Source organism: Streptomyces sp. NPDC057307 (assembly GCF_042667665.1).
Lineage (GTDB): Bacteria > Actinomycetota > Actinomycetes > Streptomycetales > Streptomycetaceae > Streptomyces.
In genome coordinates this window covers 1-18,174 of sequence record NZ_JBHUZM010000057.1, presented here as the reverse complement: position 1 = coordinate 18,174, position 18,174 = coordinate 1, and the positions used below count along the sequence as shown (strand labels likewise).

General features: G+C 70.9%; 9 protein-coding genes. 1 reads left to right on the top strand and 8 read right to left on the bottom strand.

Features of this window, described 5'->3' with window-relative positions:
- Positions 1–310: 310 nt before the first annotated feature.
- Complete coding sequence (locus tag ACFUN8_RS20300) at positions 311–1,204, top strand: LysR family transcriptional regulator (protein ID WP_383639261.1); 894 nt, start codon at positions 311–313, stop codon at positions 1,202–1,204.
- Positions 1,205–1,277: 73 nt separating this feature from the next.
- On the opposite strand, the gene ACFUN8_RS20295 is transcribed toward ACFUN8_RS20300, so the two are convergent.
- The 8 genes from ACFUN8_RS20295 to ACFUN8_RS20260 all read right to left on the bottom strand — a co-directional run bounded on the left by ACFUN8_RS20295 (position 1,278) and on the right by ACFUN8_RS20260 (position 18,086).
- Positions 1,278–4,727 (bottom strand): CARDB domain-containing protein, encoded by a 3,450-nt coding sequence (locus ACFUN8_RS20295; protein ID WP_383639258.1) that lies wholly within the window; start codon positions 4,725–4,727, stop codon positions 1,278–1,280.
- Between the two features lie 284 nt (positions 4,728–5,011).
- A complete protein-coding gene (locus ACFUN8_RS20290; protein WP_383639255.1) occupies positions 5,012–7,240 on the bottom strand; it encodes a DEAD/DEAH box helicase in 2,229 nt (742 codons plus the stop codon).
- A 379-nt stretch (positions 7,241–7,619) separates the two neighbouring features.
- The gene (locus ACFUN8_RS20285) at positions 7,620–8,759 is read right to left on the bottom strand and encodes a ricin-type beta-trefoil lectin domain protein (protein WP_383639252.1); all 1,140 of its coding nucleotides are present in this window, start codon (positions 8,757–8,759) and stop codon (positions 7,620–7,622) included.
- Between the two features lie 299 nt (positions 8,760–9,058).
- Positions 9,059–10,357, bottom strand: coding sequence for a D-arabinono-1,4-lactone oxidase (locus ACFUN8_RS20280; protein WP_383639249.1), 1,299 nt, complete (start codon positions 10,355–10,357; stop codon positions 9,059–9,061).
- A 72-nt stretch (positions 10,358–10,429) separates the two neighbouring features.
- A complete protein-coding gene (locus ACFUN8_RS20275; protein ID WP_383639246.1) occupies positions 10,430–11,923 on the bottom strand; it encodes a membrane-associated oxidoreductase in 1,494 nt (497 codons plus the stop codon).
- A gap of 49 nt (positions 11,924–11,972) precedes the next feature.
- Complete coding sequence (locus ACFUN8_RS20270; protein ID WP_383639328.1) at positions 11,973–14,852, bottom strand: NHLP bacteriocin export ABC transporter permease/ATPase subunit; 2,880 nt, start codon at positions 14,850–14,852, stop codon at positions 11,973–11,975.
- Between the two features lie 112 nt (positions 14,853–14,964).
- Positions 14,965–17,085 carry an NHLP family bacteriocin export ABC transporter peptidase/permease/ATPase subunit gene (locus ACFUN8_RS20265; RefSeq protein ID WP_383639326.1) on the bottom strand — a complete coding sequence of 707 codons (2,121 nt, stop codon included), beginning with the start codon at positions 17,083–17,085 and terminating at the stop codon, positions 14,965–14,967.
- A gap of 194 nt (positions 17,086–17,279) precedes the next feature.
- Positions 17,280–18,086 (bottom strand): hypothetical protein, encoded by an 807-nt coding sequence (locus ACFUN8_RS20260; protein WP_383639243.1) that lies wholly within the window; start codon positions 18,084–18,086, stop codon positions 17,280–17,282.
- Positions 18,087–18,174 lie beyond the last annotated feature (88 nt).

Sequence of the window (18,174 nt, the reverse complement as noted above, 5' to 3'; positions counted from 1 at the left end):
GCGCTGACTCCCCGCCCGGCTCGGCCCTGCCCGGATCGGTCCGGCCCTGCCCGGATCGGGCCGGGAGTTCCGCCGTGTCAGGGTCGGGGCGCCGTACGTTCCCCGGCGGCGAGGGCGACATGGGCGGCAGGCCCCAGGACCCGGCGGGGCGGCCGAGGTCCAGGGGTCCGACCGCGTACGGCGGGCCGTTCGCCCGCCTGCGCCCCGTAGGGCGGCGTACCAAGCGTCCGCCAGGCCGGCTCATCGTGTCCAACGATCACAAGTGTTGGGCCCCATCGATCCGAGCGATGACTCTCCCTAGACTCACGCCATGGAGATCCGTGAGCTGGAGTACTTCCTCGCCTGCTGCGAGACCGGGAGCTTCACCGCCGCGGCCCGCAAGACGCACATCGTGCAGTCCGCGATGTCCAGCGCGATCGCCCGGCTGGAGCGGGACTTGGGCGTGGCGCTGTTCGACCGCTCGGTCACGCCCGTCGCCGTGACCGAGCACGGCGAGGCTCTGCGTACCGCCGCGCAGCGTGTGCTGGACGCCGTGCGCGGCGCGCGGGACGAGGTCCACGCCGTGTCGGGCCGGGTGCGGGGGACGGTCGTGCTCGGCAGCACGTTCAGCACCGGACCGCTCGACCTCGCCACGGTGCTCACCGGCCTACGGACGCGCCATCCGGAGGTCGTTGTCCAGTTGCGCCAGTCGTCGGAGGGCTCCACGGGCAACCTGCGGGCGATCCTGGACGGTTCGCTGGACATCGCGCTGACGGTCGGTGACGAGCGGCCGCCCGACGGGATCGTGTTCAGACCGCTGATCGAGGAGCCGTTGGTGTTCGCGTGCCGTGCGGACCACCCACTGGCCGGGCACGCCACGATCACGCCGTCCGACCTGGCGGACGAGTCGATCCTGCGTTTCCCACCGGGCTGGGGAATGCGGCACACCGTGGACCGGGTGCTCGGCCCGGCGCGGGCGGCGACCGAGGTCGCCGACTACGGGCTGATGGCCAAGCTCGTCGGCGGCGGTTTCGGTACGACGCTGATGCCCGCCTCGGCGGCGGGCACCGGCGACGACCTGTGCGTGATTCCTCTCGACGGACCGGAGCTGACGTGGCGGCTGTCCGCGGCCGTCAGCGCCCGCCGTCGTCCCGCGGCGGCCACCGAAGCCCTCCTCGACGCGCTCGGCGCCGCGGCGAACGCCGCCGCCCACTCCCGTGGCTGAATGCCTGTTTCACGCGAACAGGTGCGGATCGGGGGTGAGTCCGATCCGCACCTGTCCTCGCTCTACGGCGTGGTTAGCGTCGGCCACCGCCCGTCAGTTTGCTCGGGGCGCGGGCCGCCGCCGGGCCGCCCGTGATCACGAAGCCCGAGCCCGGCTGGGTGACGATGTCGCCGTCCGCCGAGTCGGTGATGGTCACGTTCGTCAGGGCCGCGCTGCCGCGGGCGCCGCTCATCGCCAGGATGCCGGCGCCGTTGTTGGATTTGTCGATCTTGACGTTGTTGATCACGACGCCCGGCATGGTGCCGCCGCCCGTCTTGAACTGGATGCCGTCGTACGTCGAGTCGTAGATGTCGGTGTCCCTGATCGTGACGCCGGGGATGTCCCGGCTCGCCGCGAACAGGGTGATCGCACCGAACTCCTGGTCCTCGTTCCAGAAGGCACCGCCCGTGCGGTGGAGCGCGTTGTTGGCGATCAGGGTCTGCCCGGAGAAGGGCAGGGGGTCGTGGTCGGTCGCCAGCATGATGCCCGGGTAGTTCGCCGTGTCGGAGACGATGTTGTTCTCGATCTTGTTGCCGTAGCCGCCGTAGACCGCGATGCCGGTCGCGCGCCAGGGCAGTTGGATCGTGTTGTTGGTGAACGAGTTGTCGTGCGCGACGTCGACCGACGTGTCCTTGACGTACCGGTTGGCCCAGACCGCCAGGGAGTCGTCGCCGGTGGTGCGGAACGAGGAGTTGAACACCTTGGAGTTCCGCGTGCCGTTGGTGAAGTTGATGCCGTCCGCGTACGTGTTGCGGATCCGCATGCCGGTGAATTCGAGGCCGTCGGCGGGGCCCCAGAGGGACGGGATGTTGTCGTAGTCGCGGCCGACCCAGGCACCCACGTTGGCGTGCTCGATCCACACGTTGGAGATCTTGGTGTTCTTGCCGAACCGGCCGTTCAGACCGACGCCGCCCTCGGCGTTGCCGTCACCGCCGCGGATCCGGCCGGAGCCGAAGATGGCGATGTCGGAGATCTTCGTGTTGTCGTCGATGTCGAAGCCGAAGTTGCCCTCGTGCGGGTGGTTGATCCCGCCCGCGTTCTGCGGCTCGGTCAGGGTGTAGAGCTGTGAGTGCCACATACCCGCGCCGCGGATGGTGACGTTCTTGATGCCGATCTGGTTGAACTGCCCCTGGTTCAGCGGGTCGTCGGTCAGGATCTTCTTCTCCTGACGCCACTGGCCCGCCGGGATCCAGACGCACGCGATGGTGCCGTTCTGGTCGGCCGTGACGGCCGACTGGATGGCGGTCGTGTCGTCGATCCCGTCGCCCGGCACCGCGCCGTAGTCCGTGATCGAGGTGCACTCGGCCGGCTTGGCCGCCGGAGCCGCCACCTGCTCCAGATCGATCAGGTCGATGTAGTAGAAGGAGGCGCTGTCACCGGCGTCGCGCTGGAGCTTGAACTTGGTGCCCGCCGGATAGGTCGTGGACAGCAGGGAGTTGGCCTCGTCGAACAGCCGACGGGCGTCGGCCTGCGGCGTGTTGGTCAGGGCCTCGGGGCCGTCCGTGTTGCCGTACAGCCAGCTGTGCTTCGAGGAGAGGTTCAGCTTCTTCACGAAGGTGTCGTTGGCGTACAGGCTGATCGTCGCCTCGGTGCCGCCGCCGTTCGGGGCGTCGGGGATCGAGTTGCGTACGACGATCGAGTTCGCCGGGTTGGTGGACGTGAACTCCACGAACTGGCCTGTGCTGTTGAGGCGTACCGACTTACGGCCGGAGGACTCGGAGCCGAAGTTGGTGTGCCCGAAGGTGCGTACGGCGTCGGCCTCCACCAGGGTGCCCTGGTACCGGCCGGCCTCGGCCTCGTACTCGACGTACGGGACCGCGGCCCCGCGCCCGACCACGATCGAGCGGGAGAACGAGTTGTTGGTCTCGTTGGTCTCCGTCACGACGTTCGTCGCGTCGGCGGTGGCCACGATGTTGGCGCCGCCGCTGGTGGCGGTCCAACTCCCGTTGACGCTCACGTTCGTTGTCGCGCCGGCCGCGATCGACGCGGTGTTGGTGTTCAGCGTCGTACCGCCCACCGCCACCCTGGTGACCGTGGTGGCGCCGGAGGCGGTCGTGCCGCGGTTCTGCACGGCCACGGTGAAGCTGACCGAGGCCCCGACGGCGGGGTTCTGCGGCGTCGAGCTGACGCTCAGCACCTGCAGGTCGGGCCCGGGGGCCTGTCCCACGACCAGTGAACCGGCCGCGGTGAAGCTGTTGTTGTCGTTGTCCTGCTCGACGACCGTGTCGGTCGGGTCCACCACCGCCGTCACCCGGTAGCTGCCCTCGGCGCGCTTGCCCGCGGCGACCTGGACGGTCTGTGAGGCGCCTGCCGCGAGAGCGCCCACGGAGGCGCTGCCGGCGACCGTGCCGCCGATGCTGACGTTGACGGTCGTCGGGCCGGAAGCGGCCGTGCCGATGTTGCGCACCGACGCGCTCACGGTGGTCGCGTCGGTCTCCACCGGGGCGGTGGGGGACCACGAGAGCGCCGTGACGGTCAGGTCCGGGTTGGGCGCGGGCACCCCGATGACCTGGAGTTCGGCGACCTGGCCGCCCTGTGCGCCGGTGTTGGAGAAGATCTGGAGCTGCAGGTCGGCGACGCGCCCGGTGACCGGGATCCGTACCGAGTTCTGGTTCGTCGCCGGGTTGAAGCTGTAGTCGGCGCGCGCCTTGAGCGAGGTGAAGCCGGTCGCGCCCTGGGCGCGGCCGAGCACCTGGATGTTCTGGGTACGGGCGCCCCACGCCGCGTCGGGGTTCAACTTGACCACGACGGAGGTGATGTCGGCCTCGGCCCCGAGCTTCACCGTCAGGTTCGACGGGTGTCCTGCGGACTCCCAGTACGTGTTCAGCTTGTCGTCGTTGGCGTTGGCCGCGACGAACGTGTGGATCGTGGAGGACGCCTCGATCGGCTTGCCGCGCGCCAGGTCGGTGCCGTCGTCACCGGGGTCGGGGTCGCCCGGGTCGCCGGGGTCCTCGCCCGCGGGGCCGTAGATCCCGAACTCGGAGATCTGCGCCGCCGGCCAGCCCGTGTTGCCCGTGATGTTCAGCCGTACGTAACGGACGCTGCTGGACGGGAAGTCGATGGTGACCGTGTTCGCGGACGAGGGGTTGAACAGCCGTCCCTGCGAAGCGGAGAGGGTGTTGTAGGTGTTGCCGTCGGTGCTGCCCTGGACGCTGAGGGCCTGGGTGCGGGCCTCCCAGGTGGTCGGGAGCTTGAGCACCACCTGATCGACGGCGACGTTCGCGCCGAGGTCGATCCGGAGGGTCTGGGGGAACGCGTTGTTCGGACCCTCCCAGTACGACGCCTGGTTGCCGTCGGTGACGTTGGAGGCGGGGTGGTTCCCCTCGGACCCACTCGCCGACACGCTCTTGCCGGTCGACTGGTTGGGGCGTTCGGCCGCCGTGGCCGAGAGGGGGGTGAGCCCGACGGCGATCAGACCGGCCATGACGATGCCGGTGATCAGTCGCCAACTGAGCTGTCTGGGTCTGAGTTGCTTCCGTCTCATGTGGTCCTCTGTTCGGTTGGAACGAGGGGGCAGGGGTGGCGCGCTGCCATGAAGTTGCGAGAAGAGACTTAAGAAATTGAGCCACTTGCTTACTTTTTTGCGATTCACAGGTTGCAATCATGTCAACGGCTTGTCAACGGTTTTCGCAGAGGTAACACGGCGGTTGTCCGGGGGAGTTGGGCACGGCAGCCGTACAGGCGAGTTGGGCGCGGGAGTCGGGCACGCGACGTGCGCGGGGTACGACAACGCCCCCGCCGGTCACGGCAGGGGCGTCGGACGGTCCGTCAGAGGGCGGGAGCGGCGGGGCCCGGCAGGAGCGCCATGCGCTCCTGCTCCTCCGCGACGATCTGCCGGGCCAGCGACTGCTCCGAGATGTCGACCGCGTCGGGCGTGGACTCCGCGACGTCACTGTGCCGGGCGTACGCGTCGAAGAGGCGCTGCTTCGTGCCCAGCAGGTGCAGCATCCGCTGGTCGACACTGTCGGCGGTCAGCAGCCGGTGGACCTGGACATGGCGTATCTGCCCCATGCGGTGGGCGCGCGCGACGGCCTGGCTCTCCAGCGTGTGCGTGACCTGCGGCTCGCACAGGATGACCACGGACGCGGCCTGCAGATTGAGGCCGGTGCCGCCCGACTGGATCTGGCTGAGCAGGACCGCGTGCCCGGACGCCTCGGCGAAGCCGTCCACCAGCTCCTGCCGCCGGGCGGTGGGCACCCGGCCGTTGAGCGGACCGAAGACGGTGGGAGGGGAGCCGGCGGCGGAGGCCGGGCGCAGTGCTTCCTCCGCGGCCGTCAGCACCTCACGGAAGAAGGAGAAGACGACGACCTTCAGACCGTTCGACGCGGCCTCGGCGACGAGTTCGCGCAGCCGCCGGAGCTTGGCCGACGTGGCGGGATCGGCGTACGCCGCGCGCCGCATCGCCATGAAGTTCCCGTCCGCCACGGCCTGCCGGTAGGCGGCGCGCGCGGCGGGGCTGAACTCCTCCCACTCGTCGACCTGTTGCAGCTCGGGCAGCTCGGTGAGGACGTCCTGCTGATTACGGCGCAGATACGCGGGCGCGACCGCCTGGCGGAAGATCTCGGAGCCGATGGCCGCGTCGCCGTCACGGATGCCGGGCAGCAGCTCGGGCCGCAGATGGCGCACCAGATTACGGAACTCGTCGACCCGGTTCTCCATCGGCGTCCCGGTCAGGAACAGGACATGGTCCGTGCGCGCCGCCCAGCCCTCCACGGTCCGGGAGCGCCGGGTCTCGGGATTCTTCACATAGTGCGCCTCGTCCACGACGAGCATCCCGACCGGCACGTCGTCGGGGACCGTGAGGGAGCCGAGGATGTCGTACGTCGTGACCGCGACGTCCCCGTGCCGCGTCCACTGCCCCAGGGCCACCGACCGGTCCTGCCCGTGCACCCGGTACGCGCGCAGCGTGCTGCGGGACTCGATCTCGCGGATCCAGTTGATGACGACGCTGGCCGGGCAGACCACCAGGAAGTGCGTACGGCCTTCGGCCTTGAGGTGCGCGAGGGCGGCGATCGCCTGGATGGTCTTGCCCAGACCCATCTCGTCGCCCAGGATCACCCGGCGCTGGGCCAGCGCGAACCGGGCCCCGAACGCCTGATAGCCGCGCAGTGACACCCGCCGGTGGGTGTCGTCCAGCCGCTGTGTGCGCACGCGCTCCGAGAGGTCTCCGGGCAGGAAGCCCTCGGCCGCGTCGACGTCCGGGGTGACGTCGGAGAGTTCGGCCAGGAGGACGAGATAGTCGGCGGGACGCACCTGGAAGTCGAGCCACGCCTCGTCCGCCGGGAGGACGGGCCGCAGCAGATCCGTGGCCGCCTGGGCGAGCAGGAGCGGGATCTCGCGATCGGCGGCGTCGTCGAGGAACGCGTCGACCAACTGGACGGCCCGCTGGGCCAGTTGTCTGCGCCGCTTGCCGGTGAGCAGCATGCGCAGCCGGTCGCCGGCCGGGCGCGCCTGCGGCAGCAGCGGGGCGAGTTCGGCGTCGATCCGGGCCGCCGCCGCGAGGGCGCGGGGGATGTCGGGGCCCGCGTTCACCAGCCGGCTCACCGCGGTGACCAGGGTCGTCGCGTGCGGATCGTCGATGTCGCCGGCGTCCAACCGGACGGCCACATGCTCCGCCATCGCCTCCGCGAGACGCCGCGCGGCGGCGATGGCGTGACCCGCGCTCTGTGTGCCGATGCCGGGCACGGCGCGAAGCTCGTACGCCGTCGCGCCGAGCACCTTCCCGACATCGGTGTACCCGGCCTGTTCGAGCGTGCCCAGCCGGAGCCTGCCCTCGGTGACATCGGCCAGCCGCGAGACGGGGATGCCCGCCAGTTCCTGGCGGACCAGGGCGTCGCGGAGCGGGGTGATGGCGCTCAGGACACCGCCCCGTACGACGGCGTGATCGGCGGTCACCCGGCGCGCCGAGGCCAGCAGGCGGTCGGCCCGGTCGAGCACGGCGCGCGCGCCGCCGCCCACCGGCACCGGCTTCCCCTCAGGCCCCGCTCCGTCGCCCATGACGCCTCTCGTGGTTCACCGCGACCGGCCGAACTCCGGTCGAGTTCCGGTCGAGCGACATGATTCCACGGGGGTACGACATCGCCGGGCGGCCGATTTCGGCGCGCCCGGCGATATCGGGCCGGCGGTGCGGTGGGTCCCGGGGTCGGCGGTGCGCTGGATCGTGCACCGAGGTGAACCGCCGCGCCGAACCGCCTTGGAACTAGGACCTGTCTTCAAAGTCCCGCCTGGCGCGCGACGCCTGGTACGGCACTTCGCCGCGTTGTCGGAGTCATGCGAGTACGCCCGGTACGAGCATGATCCTCCGCCTTGCGACGCACCGCACCAGACGCCGCGCGCCCCGCCCTGCGGGCGGACGACGCTACTTTGAAGACAGGTCCTAGGCGGCCATGGTCCACCGCTGGCCGGCGCCGCCGCCGCAGGTGCGCAGCTCCAGCTTCGTACCGTTGGCCGTTCCGCCGGCCGTCGGCGTCAGGCACTTGCCGGAGGCGACGCCGACGACGGTGCCGTCCGTGTTGACGCGCCACTGCTGATTGGCCGTGCCGCGGCAGTCCCAGATGATGACCGGGGTGCCGTCGGCCGTGGCGGCGCCGCTCGCGTCCAGGCAGCGGTTGCCGTACACGCGCAGCTCGTTGGTGGCCGTACGGGCCCACTGCTGGTTCGCCCTGCGGTGGCAGTCGTAGACGACCGTCCGGGTGCCCGTGGTCGTCACGGCGCCGTCGACGTCGAGGCAGCGGCCCGACTGCGCGTTGACGAGCGTGCCCTGACCGGTCGCCGCGAGCGGGACGAGGCTGGCGGGCACCGAGCGCAGCGCGTTATACCAGACGGTCGCCATCTTGGCGTAGCCCCCGGCGTTGGGGTGCACGCCGTCGGCGAGGTCGGCCACCGTCAATGCCCTGTACATGTCAACCAAGTGGACGCGCGGACCCTTGCTGTTGACGATGGCGGGCAGCGCCGCGTTGAACGTCTTCACCCGGGCTTCGAGGTCGGGGCTCGACTCCGGCGTGATCGTCGCGACGAACAGCTCGATCCGCGGCTTCTGTTGGAGGATGCGGTCGATGAGGTCGGAGAGCCGGGCCGGGGCGTTGGCCAGGTCGTAGTTCTGGTTCACGTCGTTCGTGCCGATCTGGAGCATGATCGTGCGCGGGTCGCTCGCGGCGAGCCAGCCGTCGATGTTCGAACGGAGCTGGTCGATGCGCCAGCCCGAGTGGCCCTGGTGGTCGTGGTCGCCCAGCTCCGGCGGTCCGTTGACCTGTGAGCCGACGAAGTCGACCGTGTAGCCGCCGCCGGCGAGATGCTGCCAGAGGTTGATGCGGTAGCCGCCGGGGATGTTGTGCCCGTGGGTGATCGAGTCGCCCAGCGGCATGATCCGCACGCCGCCGTTGGACTCCGTGGGAGCGGCGGGGGCGGCCGGTGCGGCGCTCGCGGGGGCCTGGACGAGGGTCATGAGTGCCGCCGTGACGGCGAACACGATGAGGCTGAGGAGAGCTTGCGTACGGCGTGAGGCACTTCTTCGCAAGGCAGGTCCTTCCTACGGGCCGCCGAGGAATGGGGGGTGCGCGTGGTGCGTCCGGTGGTGCGTGTGCGCATGGAGGGAGGTGCGGGGGGTGAGTGGCGGCCATGTTGTAGATACCACCGGCCGGTGCCTTCGGCGAGGGATTGCGCAACGATGTTGGCAAATTGGCGGTGTTCGGCCACTGCCCGACGCCCTTCCGGCCAGGAACGAAGGCGAAACGAAAGCGAAACGAAGGCGAAGGGCCAGGGAACGGAGGCGTGTGATCGGTTCTCGTGATCAGTCCTCGTAGTCAGTCTTCGTAGTCAGTCTTCGAACAGCAGCCGGCGCAGGAAGTTGTTCATGAACTTTCCCGCCGGGTCCAGGGCGGCCCGCAGCGCCAGGAAGTCCGCCATACGCGGGTAGCGGCCCCGCAGCTCGGCCGGCGCCGTCGTGAACACCTTGCCCCAGTGCGGCCGCGCGTCGAGACCTTCCAGCGCCGCTTCGAGCCGCGTGATCACCGGCACCACCGAAGCCGTGTCCTTGATCCAGGTGAAGTGCAGCGCGACCGTGTCCCGGCCCTCGGCCGGACTCAGCCACAGCTCGTCGGCGGCCACGGTGCGCACCTCGCAGACCTGGAGCACGGGCGCCAGTACCGGCCCCAGTCCGGCCACCGCCCGCAGCGCCGCGACGGCGTGCCGGCGCGGGACCAGATACTCGGACTGCAGCTCCTCCCCGTTGCTGGGGGTGAACTCGGCCCGGAAGTGCGGCAGTCGGGCGTGCCACGGCCCCCGCACCCCGCGCTGCTCGGTGCAGTACGTGGCGGGCATGCCGGGCACGGGGTGCATGGGCTCGGTCGCGGGTTCGGCCCAGGGGAAGTCCGGTTCGGGGGAGTCGGACGCAGGTGATTCGGACGCGGGGGAGTCCGGCGCTGGGGCGGCGAGGCGCTTCAGCCAGACCTGACCGAAGCGCGGGGCGCTCCAGTCGGTGAACAGGCTCACGCTGTACGCCGCCGAGGTGATCGCGTCGAAGTGCTCCTCCAGCACGTCCAGCGGCAGCCCGGTGTGGACGGACTGCCGTACGTCGAAGGCCGGAACCAGGTCCAGGGTGAGCGAGGTGACCACCCCGAGCGCGCCGAGGGCCACCACGGAACCGGGGAAGCGGTCGGCGTCCCGCTCCCGGTCCAGCGTCAGCGAGTCGCCGTCCGCGGTGACCAGCTCCACGGCGCGTACGGCGGTCGCGAGCGAGCCGGAGGCGTCACCGGACCCGTGCGTGCCGGTGGCGACCGATCCCGCCACCGAGATGTGCGGGAGGGACGCCATGTTGTGCAGGGCGAGACCCCGGTCGTGCACCTTCCGGGCCAGTTCCGCGTACCGTACGCCGCCCGCGACGCGTACCGTACCGGCGGCCGTGTCGACGTCCACGGTCCGCGGCAGCTCGGTGAGCGAGACGAGGGCGCCGTCGGTGTCGGCGATGCGGTTGAACGAGTGCCCGCTGCCGAGCGCCCGTACGCGCGAGCTGCCCGCGACGAGCGCGCGCAGCTCGTCGAGCGTGGCCGGGCGGTGCACCCGGTCGGCGGAGAAGACGATGTTCCCCGCCCAGTTCGATCCCGCGCCGTCAGCCACCGGCCGCCCTTCTCTCGGATGTCCGAGTCGATTCGACCACGCCCCCGCCCCGCACCCGCACGCGCCCCCCGCTCACTGACGGCTGACCGCCCGCGACACACCGGCGATGATCGTCGTGGCCAGGATCCAGCCGGTGATGATCAGGACGTACGAGAGCCCCTGATGCCAGCCGCCCTCCGGTGTGAAGGCCCGCTCCTGCCCGAAGTCGATGATCGGCAGCAGCAGGTCGAGACTGTAGAAGACGGGGTTGAAGTCCGGGGACTCGTCGGCCTTCAACGGGCGGGGTCGGCGCACCGTGTACGCGACCGAGGCCACCATCAGCAGCGACAGCATCCAGGCCACGGCGCGCATGGGCCGGAAGCCATAGCCGACGGTGAGGTCCTGGACATGCCCCCAGAGCCGGGCGTACCAGGCGAGCCCCCGGCGCTGCCTGCGCTGCTTCGCGAGCTGTACGGTCCGAGCCGCGGCGTCGTCGCCGATCCTGCGGTACGAGGCGGTCAACTGCTCGTAGGCGTAGGGCACATAGTCGTCGCCGTCCCGTTCGAGGACGGCCAGTCGCCGCTCGGCCGGCTCGTGCGGCGTGAGCGCCCCGTACGTCAGCCCGTCGAGCTGGACGCTGTCGGGCCAGACCTCGGGCGCCACGTGCAGCAGCTCGACCTGGGAGCGCCGCAGATTGACCGAGCCCTCGACGGGGGCGGCCTCGCGCAGCCACAGCTCGCCGACGACACAGCTGCTGGCCCGCAGGGCCACCCCGCCGGGCTCCGACAACTGGGCGTATGCGAGGTTGAGTTGGCCGGGGATACGGGCTCCACGCAGATTGACCCGGCCTTGAACGCGCAACCGCATCGCCCTGAGGTCCGTCCCTACGGCCAGCGTCTCCGCGTCGAGGGCCGTACGGCCCGGCGCGGTGAGGACGGCGTCGTCCAGGTTCACCGTTCCCGTCACCGTGGCCCCGGCGAGCCGTAGCCGTCCGTCGACGTGCAGACCGGGCGCCCAGAGATCGTCGCCGAGGGTGGCCCGGTTGAACTGGAGCAACGCCTCTTGTTCAGTTCCGTCGGCCGGATCGGAGTCGGGGTTCGCCGAGGTAAACCGAGCGCCGTCGAGATACACGGTCCCGGAGATCTGCGCCGCCCCGAACCTGGCGGGGCCGAGGATACGACAGTCGATCAACAACAGCTGACCGTCGATCCGTACCGTCGCCGCGATCATCCCGGGCAGCACGGACTCGCTGAGGTTGAGGTGCCGGAACTGCGCACCGTACAGATTGGGCACCTCATCGAAGAAGCAGCCGCCGAACAGGATGGCGCAATCGACTGTCCCGTTGCGCAAGTTGAGCGCGCCGGTGATCCGCGCTCCGACGATCCGCAGCGCGGGTATCTCCCCGTCCCGCCGCGCCCCGCCGAGCAGGACGGCGCGCACCACCTCGGCCCGCACACTCCGCTCGGGCCCCCACCGCTCACCGAGTGCGGGGTCCGGGGCGTCGGTCGTACGGAAGTCCACGACCTCGCCCGTCGCGAACGCGTCCCACACGCGTCGCTCGGCCGCCGTCAGTGTGTTGATCTCCATTGCCGCGACTTTCGCGTGGCGGCGGGGAGGTGTCAACACACCCTCGCGATCAGGCCAGCTGACGCCGTACCAGTTCGTGCAGCCTGCCGCCGGCGTCCGCCAACAGAGCGGCGGGCGGGCCCTGTTCGACGATCCGTCCCGCGTCCATGACCAGTACGCGGTCCGCGTCCAGGACCGTCGACAGCCGGTGGGCGATCACCAGGCGGCCCGCGTTCAGCTCGCGAGTGCTTTCGATCACGATCCGCTGGGTCTCGTTGTCCAGCGCGCTGGTGGCCTCGTCCAGGAAGAGCAGCCGTGGGCGGCGGACCAGTGCCTGGGCGATCATCAGGCGCTGGCGCTGGCCGCCGGAGATGGCGCCGCCTCCGGCGATCATGGTGTGCAGGCCCATCGGCATGCGCTTGATGTCCGCCGCCAGCCCCGCCATCTCGACGGCCTCCCACACCTCCTCCTGCGTGAACGTCTCGGCGCCGCAGACGCAGTCCCAGATGGAGCCGGTGAGCGGCTGCGCGTTCTGCAGGACGACACCGCACTGGCGCCGTACGGCCGCCCGGTCGAGAGCGGCCAGGTCCTGGCCGTCGTACAGCACGCTTCCCGTGACCGGCCGGTCGAAGCCGATCAGCAGCCGCAGCAGTGTCGACTTGCCACAGCCGCTGGGGCCGACGACCGCCACGAACTCGCCGGGCTCCATCCGCAGCGACACGTCGTCGAGCACCAGCGGGCCGTCGTCGGTGTAGCGGAAGGAGAGCTTCCGGGCCTCGATCCCGCCGGTCAGCACGCCGGGCTGGGCGCCCGTGTCACCGACCTCGGGCGCCTCGTCCAGGACCGGCTTGAGCTGTTCGAACATGGGCAGCACGGCGGCCACCGACACGAGCGCGCCGGTGAGCTGGGTGACGGAGGTCAGCAGCATGGTCACGGCGGTGTTGAAGGTCAGGAACTCGGCGGCCGACATCGTGCCGCGCGCCGGTCCGGCCAGCAGCATGAACATCACGAGGGAGCAGAACGGCAGATACACCGCGTCCAGCACCGTCGTCAGATTCTTGATCCGGCCCGCCCGCTGCTGGAGTTCGCGCGAGCGGGCGAAGCCGCGCGCCCAGGCCGCGTAAGCGAAGCCCTCGGCCGCGGCGACCCGCAGCTTCGGGAGCCCGCGCAGGGTCTGGAACGCCTGGTTGTTGAGCTTGTTGCCGAGTACGACCAACTGCCGCTGCCAGCGCAGTTGCCACAGCCCCATGCCGAGGAACACGGCGCCGATGACGACCAGCATGCCCATCGCCGCCAGGGCGAGCGGGACACTGTGGACCAGCAGCAGCACGAGGCTCATCGCGCCCACCGCCGTCGATTGCACGATCACGGGACCGAGGCCCGACAGCACCCGGCGGATCGCGCTGACGCCCATCGCCGCGCTCGCGAGTTCACCGGTGGAACGCTCGGCGAAGAACTTCGTCGGCAGCCTCAACAGCCGGTCCCACACGGCGGGTTGCAGCGTGCTCTCGATACGGCCCTCCATCCGCAGGATGGTGAGGCTCTGCGTCAGCATGAAGGAGGCGGAGACGATGCCGGTGATCATGACGGCGAGCGAGACCTGCGTGATCAGATCGGTCCGGGCACTCGGCACGTACTCGCCGAGCACCCGCCCGGTCGCGAGCGGCACCAGTGCGCCGAGACCCACGGTGACGAGGGTGGTCAGCACCAGGTAGCGCAGATCCACAGCGTTGCCGCGCAGGCCGAAGCGGAGCAACCGCCAAGGTGTCATGGGCTCTTCGGGCAGCGGGCGGTAGAACATCTCGGCGCGCGGCTCGAAGTCGTCGGCGTTGTGACCGCCGACGCGCAGCCGCGCCCCGGTGGCCGGATTGACCGCCTCGTAACGGCCGCGCCGCCGGAGCAGCGCCACCGGGGCGCCGGACTTGGCCCGTCGGCCCACCAGCGGTCCGGAGTCGGTCCGCCACCACGGGCCGTCGAGCCGGACGGCGCGGGTACGGACCCGGGAGGCGATCGCGATGCGTTCGACCGGGCCGACGCGGTCGTCGAGCGGGGTTCCCGCGCTGCGGGAGTGGTCGGAGAGGGTGATGCCGGAGGCCGCCGCGACCAGCCGGCAGACCGCGAACGTCGCGTCGCGGGCGGCGTCGCCACCGGCCGCGCCCGCGTCGTCGGACCCGCTGCCGGGGCGGCCGATGGACGCCACCAGCGCCTCGTCCGCCCGCGCCCGAACCGCCTCACCGGCCTTGATCCCGGCGGCGGTCCGGTCCTCGTGCGCGCGCTCCTGCCGCTCGATCCAGTGGTCGACGGCCGACAGCAGCCGGTGCTGCTGGTTGATCATCCGCTGCCACATCGCGCCGTCGACGAGCAGATCGCCCGCCGCGTCCGCGCTGTACGAGGCGCCGTACCGCACGCTGCCTGGCGAGACCGGCATCCACAGCACGTCGTCGTCGGACACGGCGCCGTCGGTGGACGGGCGGGTGTCGAGCGGCGTCTGGAAGAGCGCGCCGAGGCCGCGCGCGGCGCCGAGTGCGAAGGCATGCTCCAGCGGGGTCGGGACCGGGGCTCCGTACGGGTCGGTGTGCGTGCCGGTGTACGGGTCGGCGTACGGGTCGGTGTACGCGCCGGAGTACGTGTCGGAGTACGGATCCACGTACGCGGCCGGCGGCGGCGCGTACAGCTCCCGCAACGCGATCCGCCGCAGCGCGCAGTCCTGCGAGGGCCTGCTCAGCAACGTGTGCCGGGGGCCCTCGACCGGCCCGAGGAGCAGCGTCCCCGCTTCCAGACGGCCGAGGAAATGCCACTGCCCCCGCTCCGCCGCGTCGACGGCGAACAGGTCGAGCACGCCCCCGACGACGAGCCACAGTACATGCGGGCCCTCCAGCGGCACGTTGCGCAGACCGGCGCAGTCGACCGGGGTGCCCAGCGCACCGAGAGCGTGGATCACCGGGTCGATACCCGCCGTACCCGTACCCGTACCCGCACCCGCGCCTGCGCCTGCCGTGCCCTCCCCGGCTCCTGCCCCTGCCGTCGCTCCGGCTCCCGTGCCCGCCGTCGGGGAGGCCACGTCAGTACTCCTTCACCAGGTGTGCGTACGTCCCTCCGGCGGCCACCAGTTCCTCGTGCCTGCCGCGTTCCACGACCGTCCCGTGGTCGAGCACCACGATCTCGTCGCTGTCGCGCACCGTGCTCAGCCGGTGCGCGATCACCACGCACGCGCAGCCGCGCCGCCGCAGGTTGTCGATGATCACGCGCTCCGTCTCCGCGTCCAGCGCGCTCGTCACCTCGTCGAGGACCAGAATGCTCGGGCGCCTGACCAGCGCGCGGGCGATCTCCAGCCGCTGGCGCTGACCGCCGGAGAAGTTCCGGCCGTCCTGCTCGACCCTGCTGTGGATGCCCTCGGGGCGGCGCGCGATCACGTCGTCGTAAAGCGCGGCGTCCTTGAGAGCGGTGACGACGGCGTCGTCCGGTATCGAGGGGTCCCACAGCGCGACGTTGTCCCGGACGGTGCCCTCGAAGAGGAAGACGTCCTGGTCGACGAAGGACACCGACGCGGCGAGCGCGCTGCGGGACAGGTCTTCCAGGCGCTGCCCGTCGATGCGGATCGTGCCCTCCCACGGACTGTAGAGACCCGAAATGAGCCTGGAGACCGTGGACTTGCCGCTCCCGGAACCGCCGACCAGCGCGACCTGCTGCCCCGGCCCCACCGTCAGCGAGAAGCCGTCGAGCAGCGGTGCGTCCAGCGGGCTGTAGCCGAACACGACACTCTCCAGCTCCACATGGCCCGTCAGCCGGCGTGTACTGGCGTCCGGCCGCTGCCGCGAGTAGAGCGGGTCGACGGGAAAGCTCTCGACGTCCTTCAGCCGGGCCACGTCGGCGGCGAAGTCCTGGATCCGGCCCGCCACCCCGTTCAGCCGGGTGATCGGCGCGGTGAACCGCACCACCAGCGCCTGGAACGCGACGAGCAGACCGATCGAGATGGCCCCCTCCACCGCCCGCAGCCCGCCGATCCAGAGGATCAGCGCGCTGTTGAGCGTCGCCAGCGTGGGTGCGACCACCGCCAGCGCGGCGCTGGGCACACCGAGCTTCTGCTGCTCCTCCAGCGTCGTCGCGTGCTGCCCCGCCCACCGCCTGAAGTACCCGTTCTCGCCGCCGGTCGCCTTCATCGTCTCGATCAACTGAAGGCCGGTGTACGAGGTGTTGGTGAGCCGCGCGCTGTCCGCCCGCAGCTTGCGCGTACCGGTGGAGCGCAGCTGGATCACGATACGCATCGCGACCACGTTGAGCAGCGCCATCAGCACGCCGACGACGGTGAGTTGGGGGTCGTACGACCACAGCAGCGCCGCGTACAGGATCACCACGACCCCGTCCACACCCGCCGCCGCCAGGTCGCGCGCGAGTGTCTCGGTCACCGTGTCGTTGGACTGGAGCCGCTGGACGAGGTCGGCGGGGCTGCGCTGCGCGAAGAACGTGACCGGCAGCCGCAGCAGATGCCGCAGGAACCGGGCGCCGCTCAGCGTGGACGAGATGACGCGCCCGCGCAGCAGGTTCGCCTGTTGGAGCCCGGTCAGTACGGCGGTGAGCACCACCATCGTCGCCATCGCCGCGAACAGCGTTCCCAGGAGGGACGTCTGACCGCCTATCAGGAACATGTCGATGTACGTACGGCTCAGCGCGGGCACCGCCGCGCCGACCGCCACCAGCAGCAGGCTGGCGAGCAGCGCGGCCAGCAGGGTGGCGGCGGTGCCGCGCAGGCGCGCGGGCATGGCGCTCATGATTCCGGGCTTACGGCCGCCCCGGCGGAAGGCGGCGGTCGGCTCGAAGACGAGGACGACGCCCGTGAAGCTGGTGTCGAAGTCCTCCGCGGAGACGAAACGACGCCCCTTGTCGGGGTCGTTGATGTGCACACCCCGGCCGCCGGGCCTGCGGCCCATGCCGTCGTACACCACGTAGTGGTTGAACTCCCAGAACAGGATCGCGGGTGCCCGGACCCCGGCGAGGGCTTCCGCCTCCATCTGCATGCCCTTGGCCTGGAGGCCGTAACTACGCGCCGCCTTCAGGAGATTGGAGGCACGCGAGCCGTCGCGCGACACACCGCACGCGATGCGCAGCTCCTCCAGGGGGACATGGCGGCCGTAGTGGGCCAGCACCATGGCGAGGGAGGCGGCGCCGCACTCCAGGGCCTCCATCTGGAGGACGGTGGGGGTGCGGACGGCCTTGGGCCTGGGCGTCCCGGCGGTTGTCCGGGAACGCTTGGCGGCACGGCGCCGTCCGGGCGGCTGCTGGTGCTGCTGGTGCTGCTGGTGCTGCTGGTGCTTGCGTTGCTGGTGCTTGCGTTGCTGGTGCTTCCGCGGGGCCCGGGGAAGCTGGTGCCGGTGCGGGCTCACGGGAGCAGCCAATCGATCGGGTGCTGTTCGGCCAGCCGGATGGAGCCGGTGGCCAGGGTCATGGACTCGACGGCGTACGGCGGCCCGTCCGGCGAGGACCAGGCGTAACCGGACTTGGTGGCTGACGACTCGTCAAGTCGCACCAGTACGGCGACGGGTGGGCCCTCGCGGGAGAACTGCTCGCCCAACTGCGTGCTGCCGAGGAACCCCGTGATGCGCCTGCTGGTCTCGGCGACCCGGCCGACGGCTTCGACCCGGCCGCGCAGCACGCCGTACCGCTGCTTCGGCACCGACTGGACGGTGACGTCGACGGAGGCGCCGACGGGTACGGTCGCTCCGCTCCCGGCGGGCGCGTACAGCATCACGCTCAGCGGGTCGTCGGCCTTCTCGACCCGTTCGACCGCCGCGACATCGGCGCCGGTGGTGATCACGGAGCCCACGGCGGCCACCAGGGTCGTCAGCCGTCCGGCGGCGAGGGTGCGGACGACGGTGCTGCCCTCGGCGGTACGGACCTCGACGAGCGGGGAGTTGGCGGACACCCGCTCGCCCTCCTCGGCGAGTACGTCCGTGATCTGGCCGGCGACGGGGCTCTGGAGGACGTAACTGCCCTGCGCGTGGGTGAGGATGCCGGGGGCGCCGAGGGTGGACGAGACGCTGCCGGTCACGGCCCAGACGGCGGCGGCGGTCATGACGACGACCGTGACGGCCAGGACGAGACAGCCCTGGGGCCGCGCGAAGCGGACCGGCAGGTCGATCTCCTCGGGCGACTGCAGCTTGGAAAGGGCCTGTTGGCGAAAGTGCACGACGCCTTCCCTCATTGCTCGGTGTTCCGACGCTCACGTCCGTTCGCCGGCGTGGGCCACGACCAACGCCGCGTCGGCCGTGTGCCCG

Excerpts from the sequence above, each read along its gene's own strand:
- ACFUN8_RS20300 (WP_383639261.1), top strand. The coding sequence starts at position 311 with ATGGAGATCCGTGAGCTGGAGTACTTCCTCGCCTGCTGCGAGACCGGG.
- ACFUN8_RS20295 (WP_383639258.1), bottom strand. The coding sequence starts at position 4,727 with ATGAGACGGAAGCAACTCAGACCCAGACAGCTCAGTTGGCGACTGATC.
- ACFUN8_RS20290 (WP_383639255.1), bottom strand. The coding sequence starts at position 7,240 with ATGGGCGACGGAGCGGGGCCTGAGGGGAAGCCGGTGCCGGTGGGCGGC.
- ACFUN8_RS20275 (WP_383639246.1), bottom strand. The coding sequence starts at position 11,923 with ATGGAGATCAACACACTGACGGCGGCCGAGCGACGCGTGTGGGACGCG.
- ACFUN8_RS20265 (WP_383639326.1), bottom strand. The coding sequence starts at position 17,085 with ATGGAGGCCCTGGAGTGCGGCGCCGCCTCCCTCGCCATGGTGCTGGCC.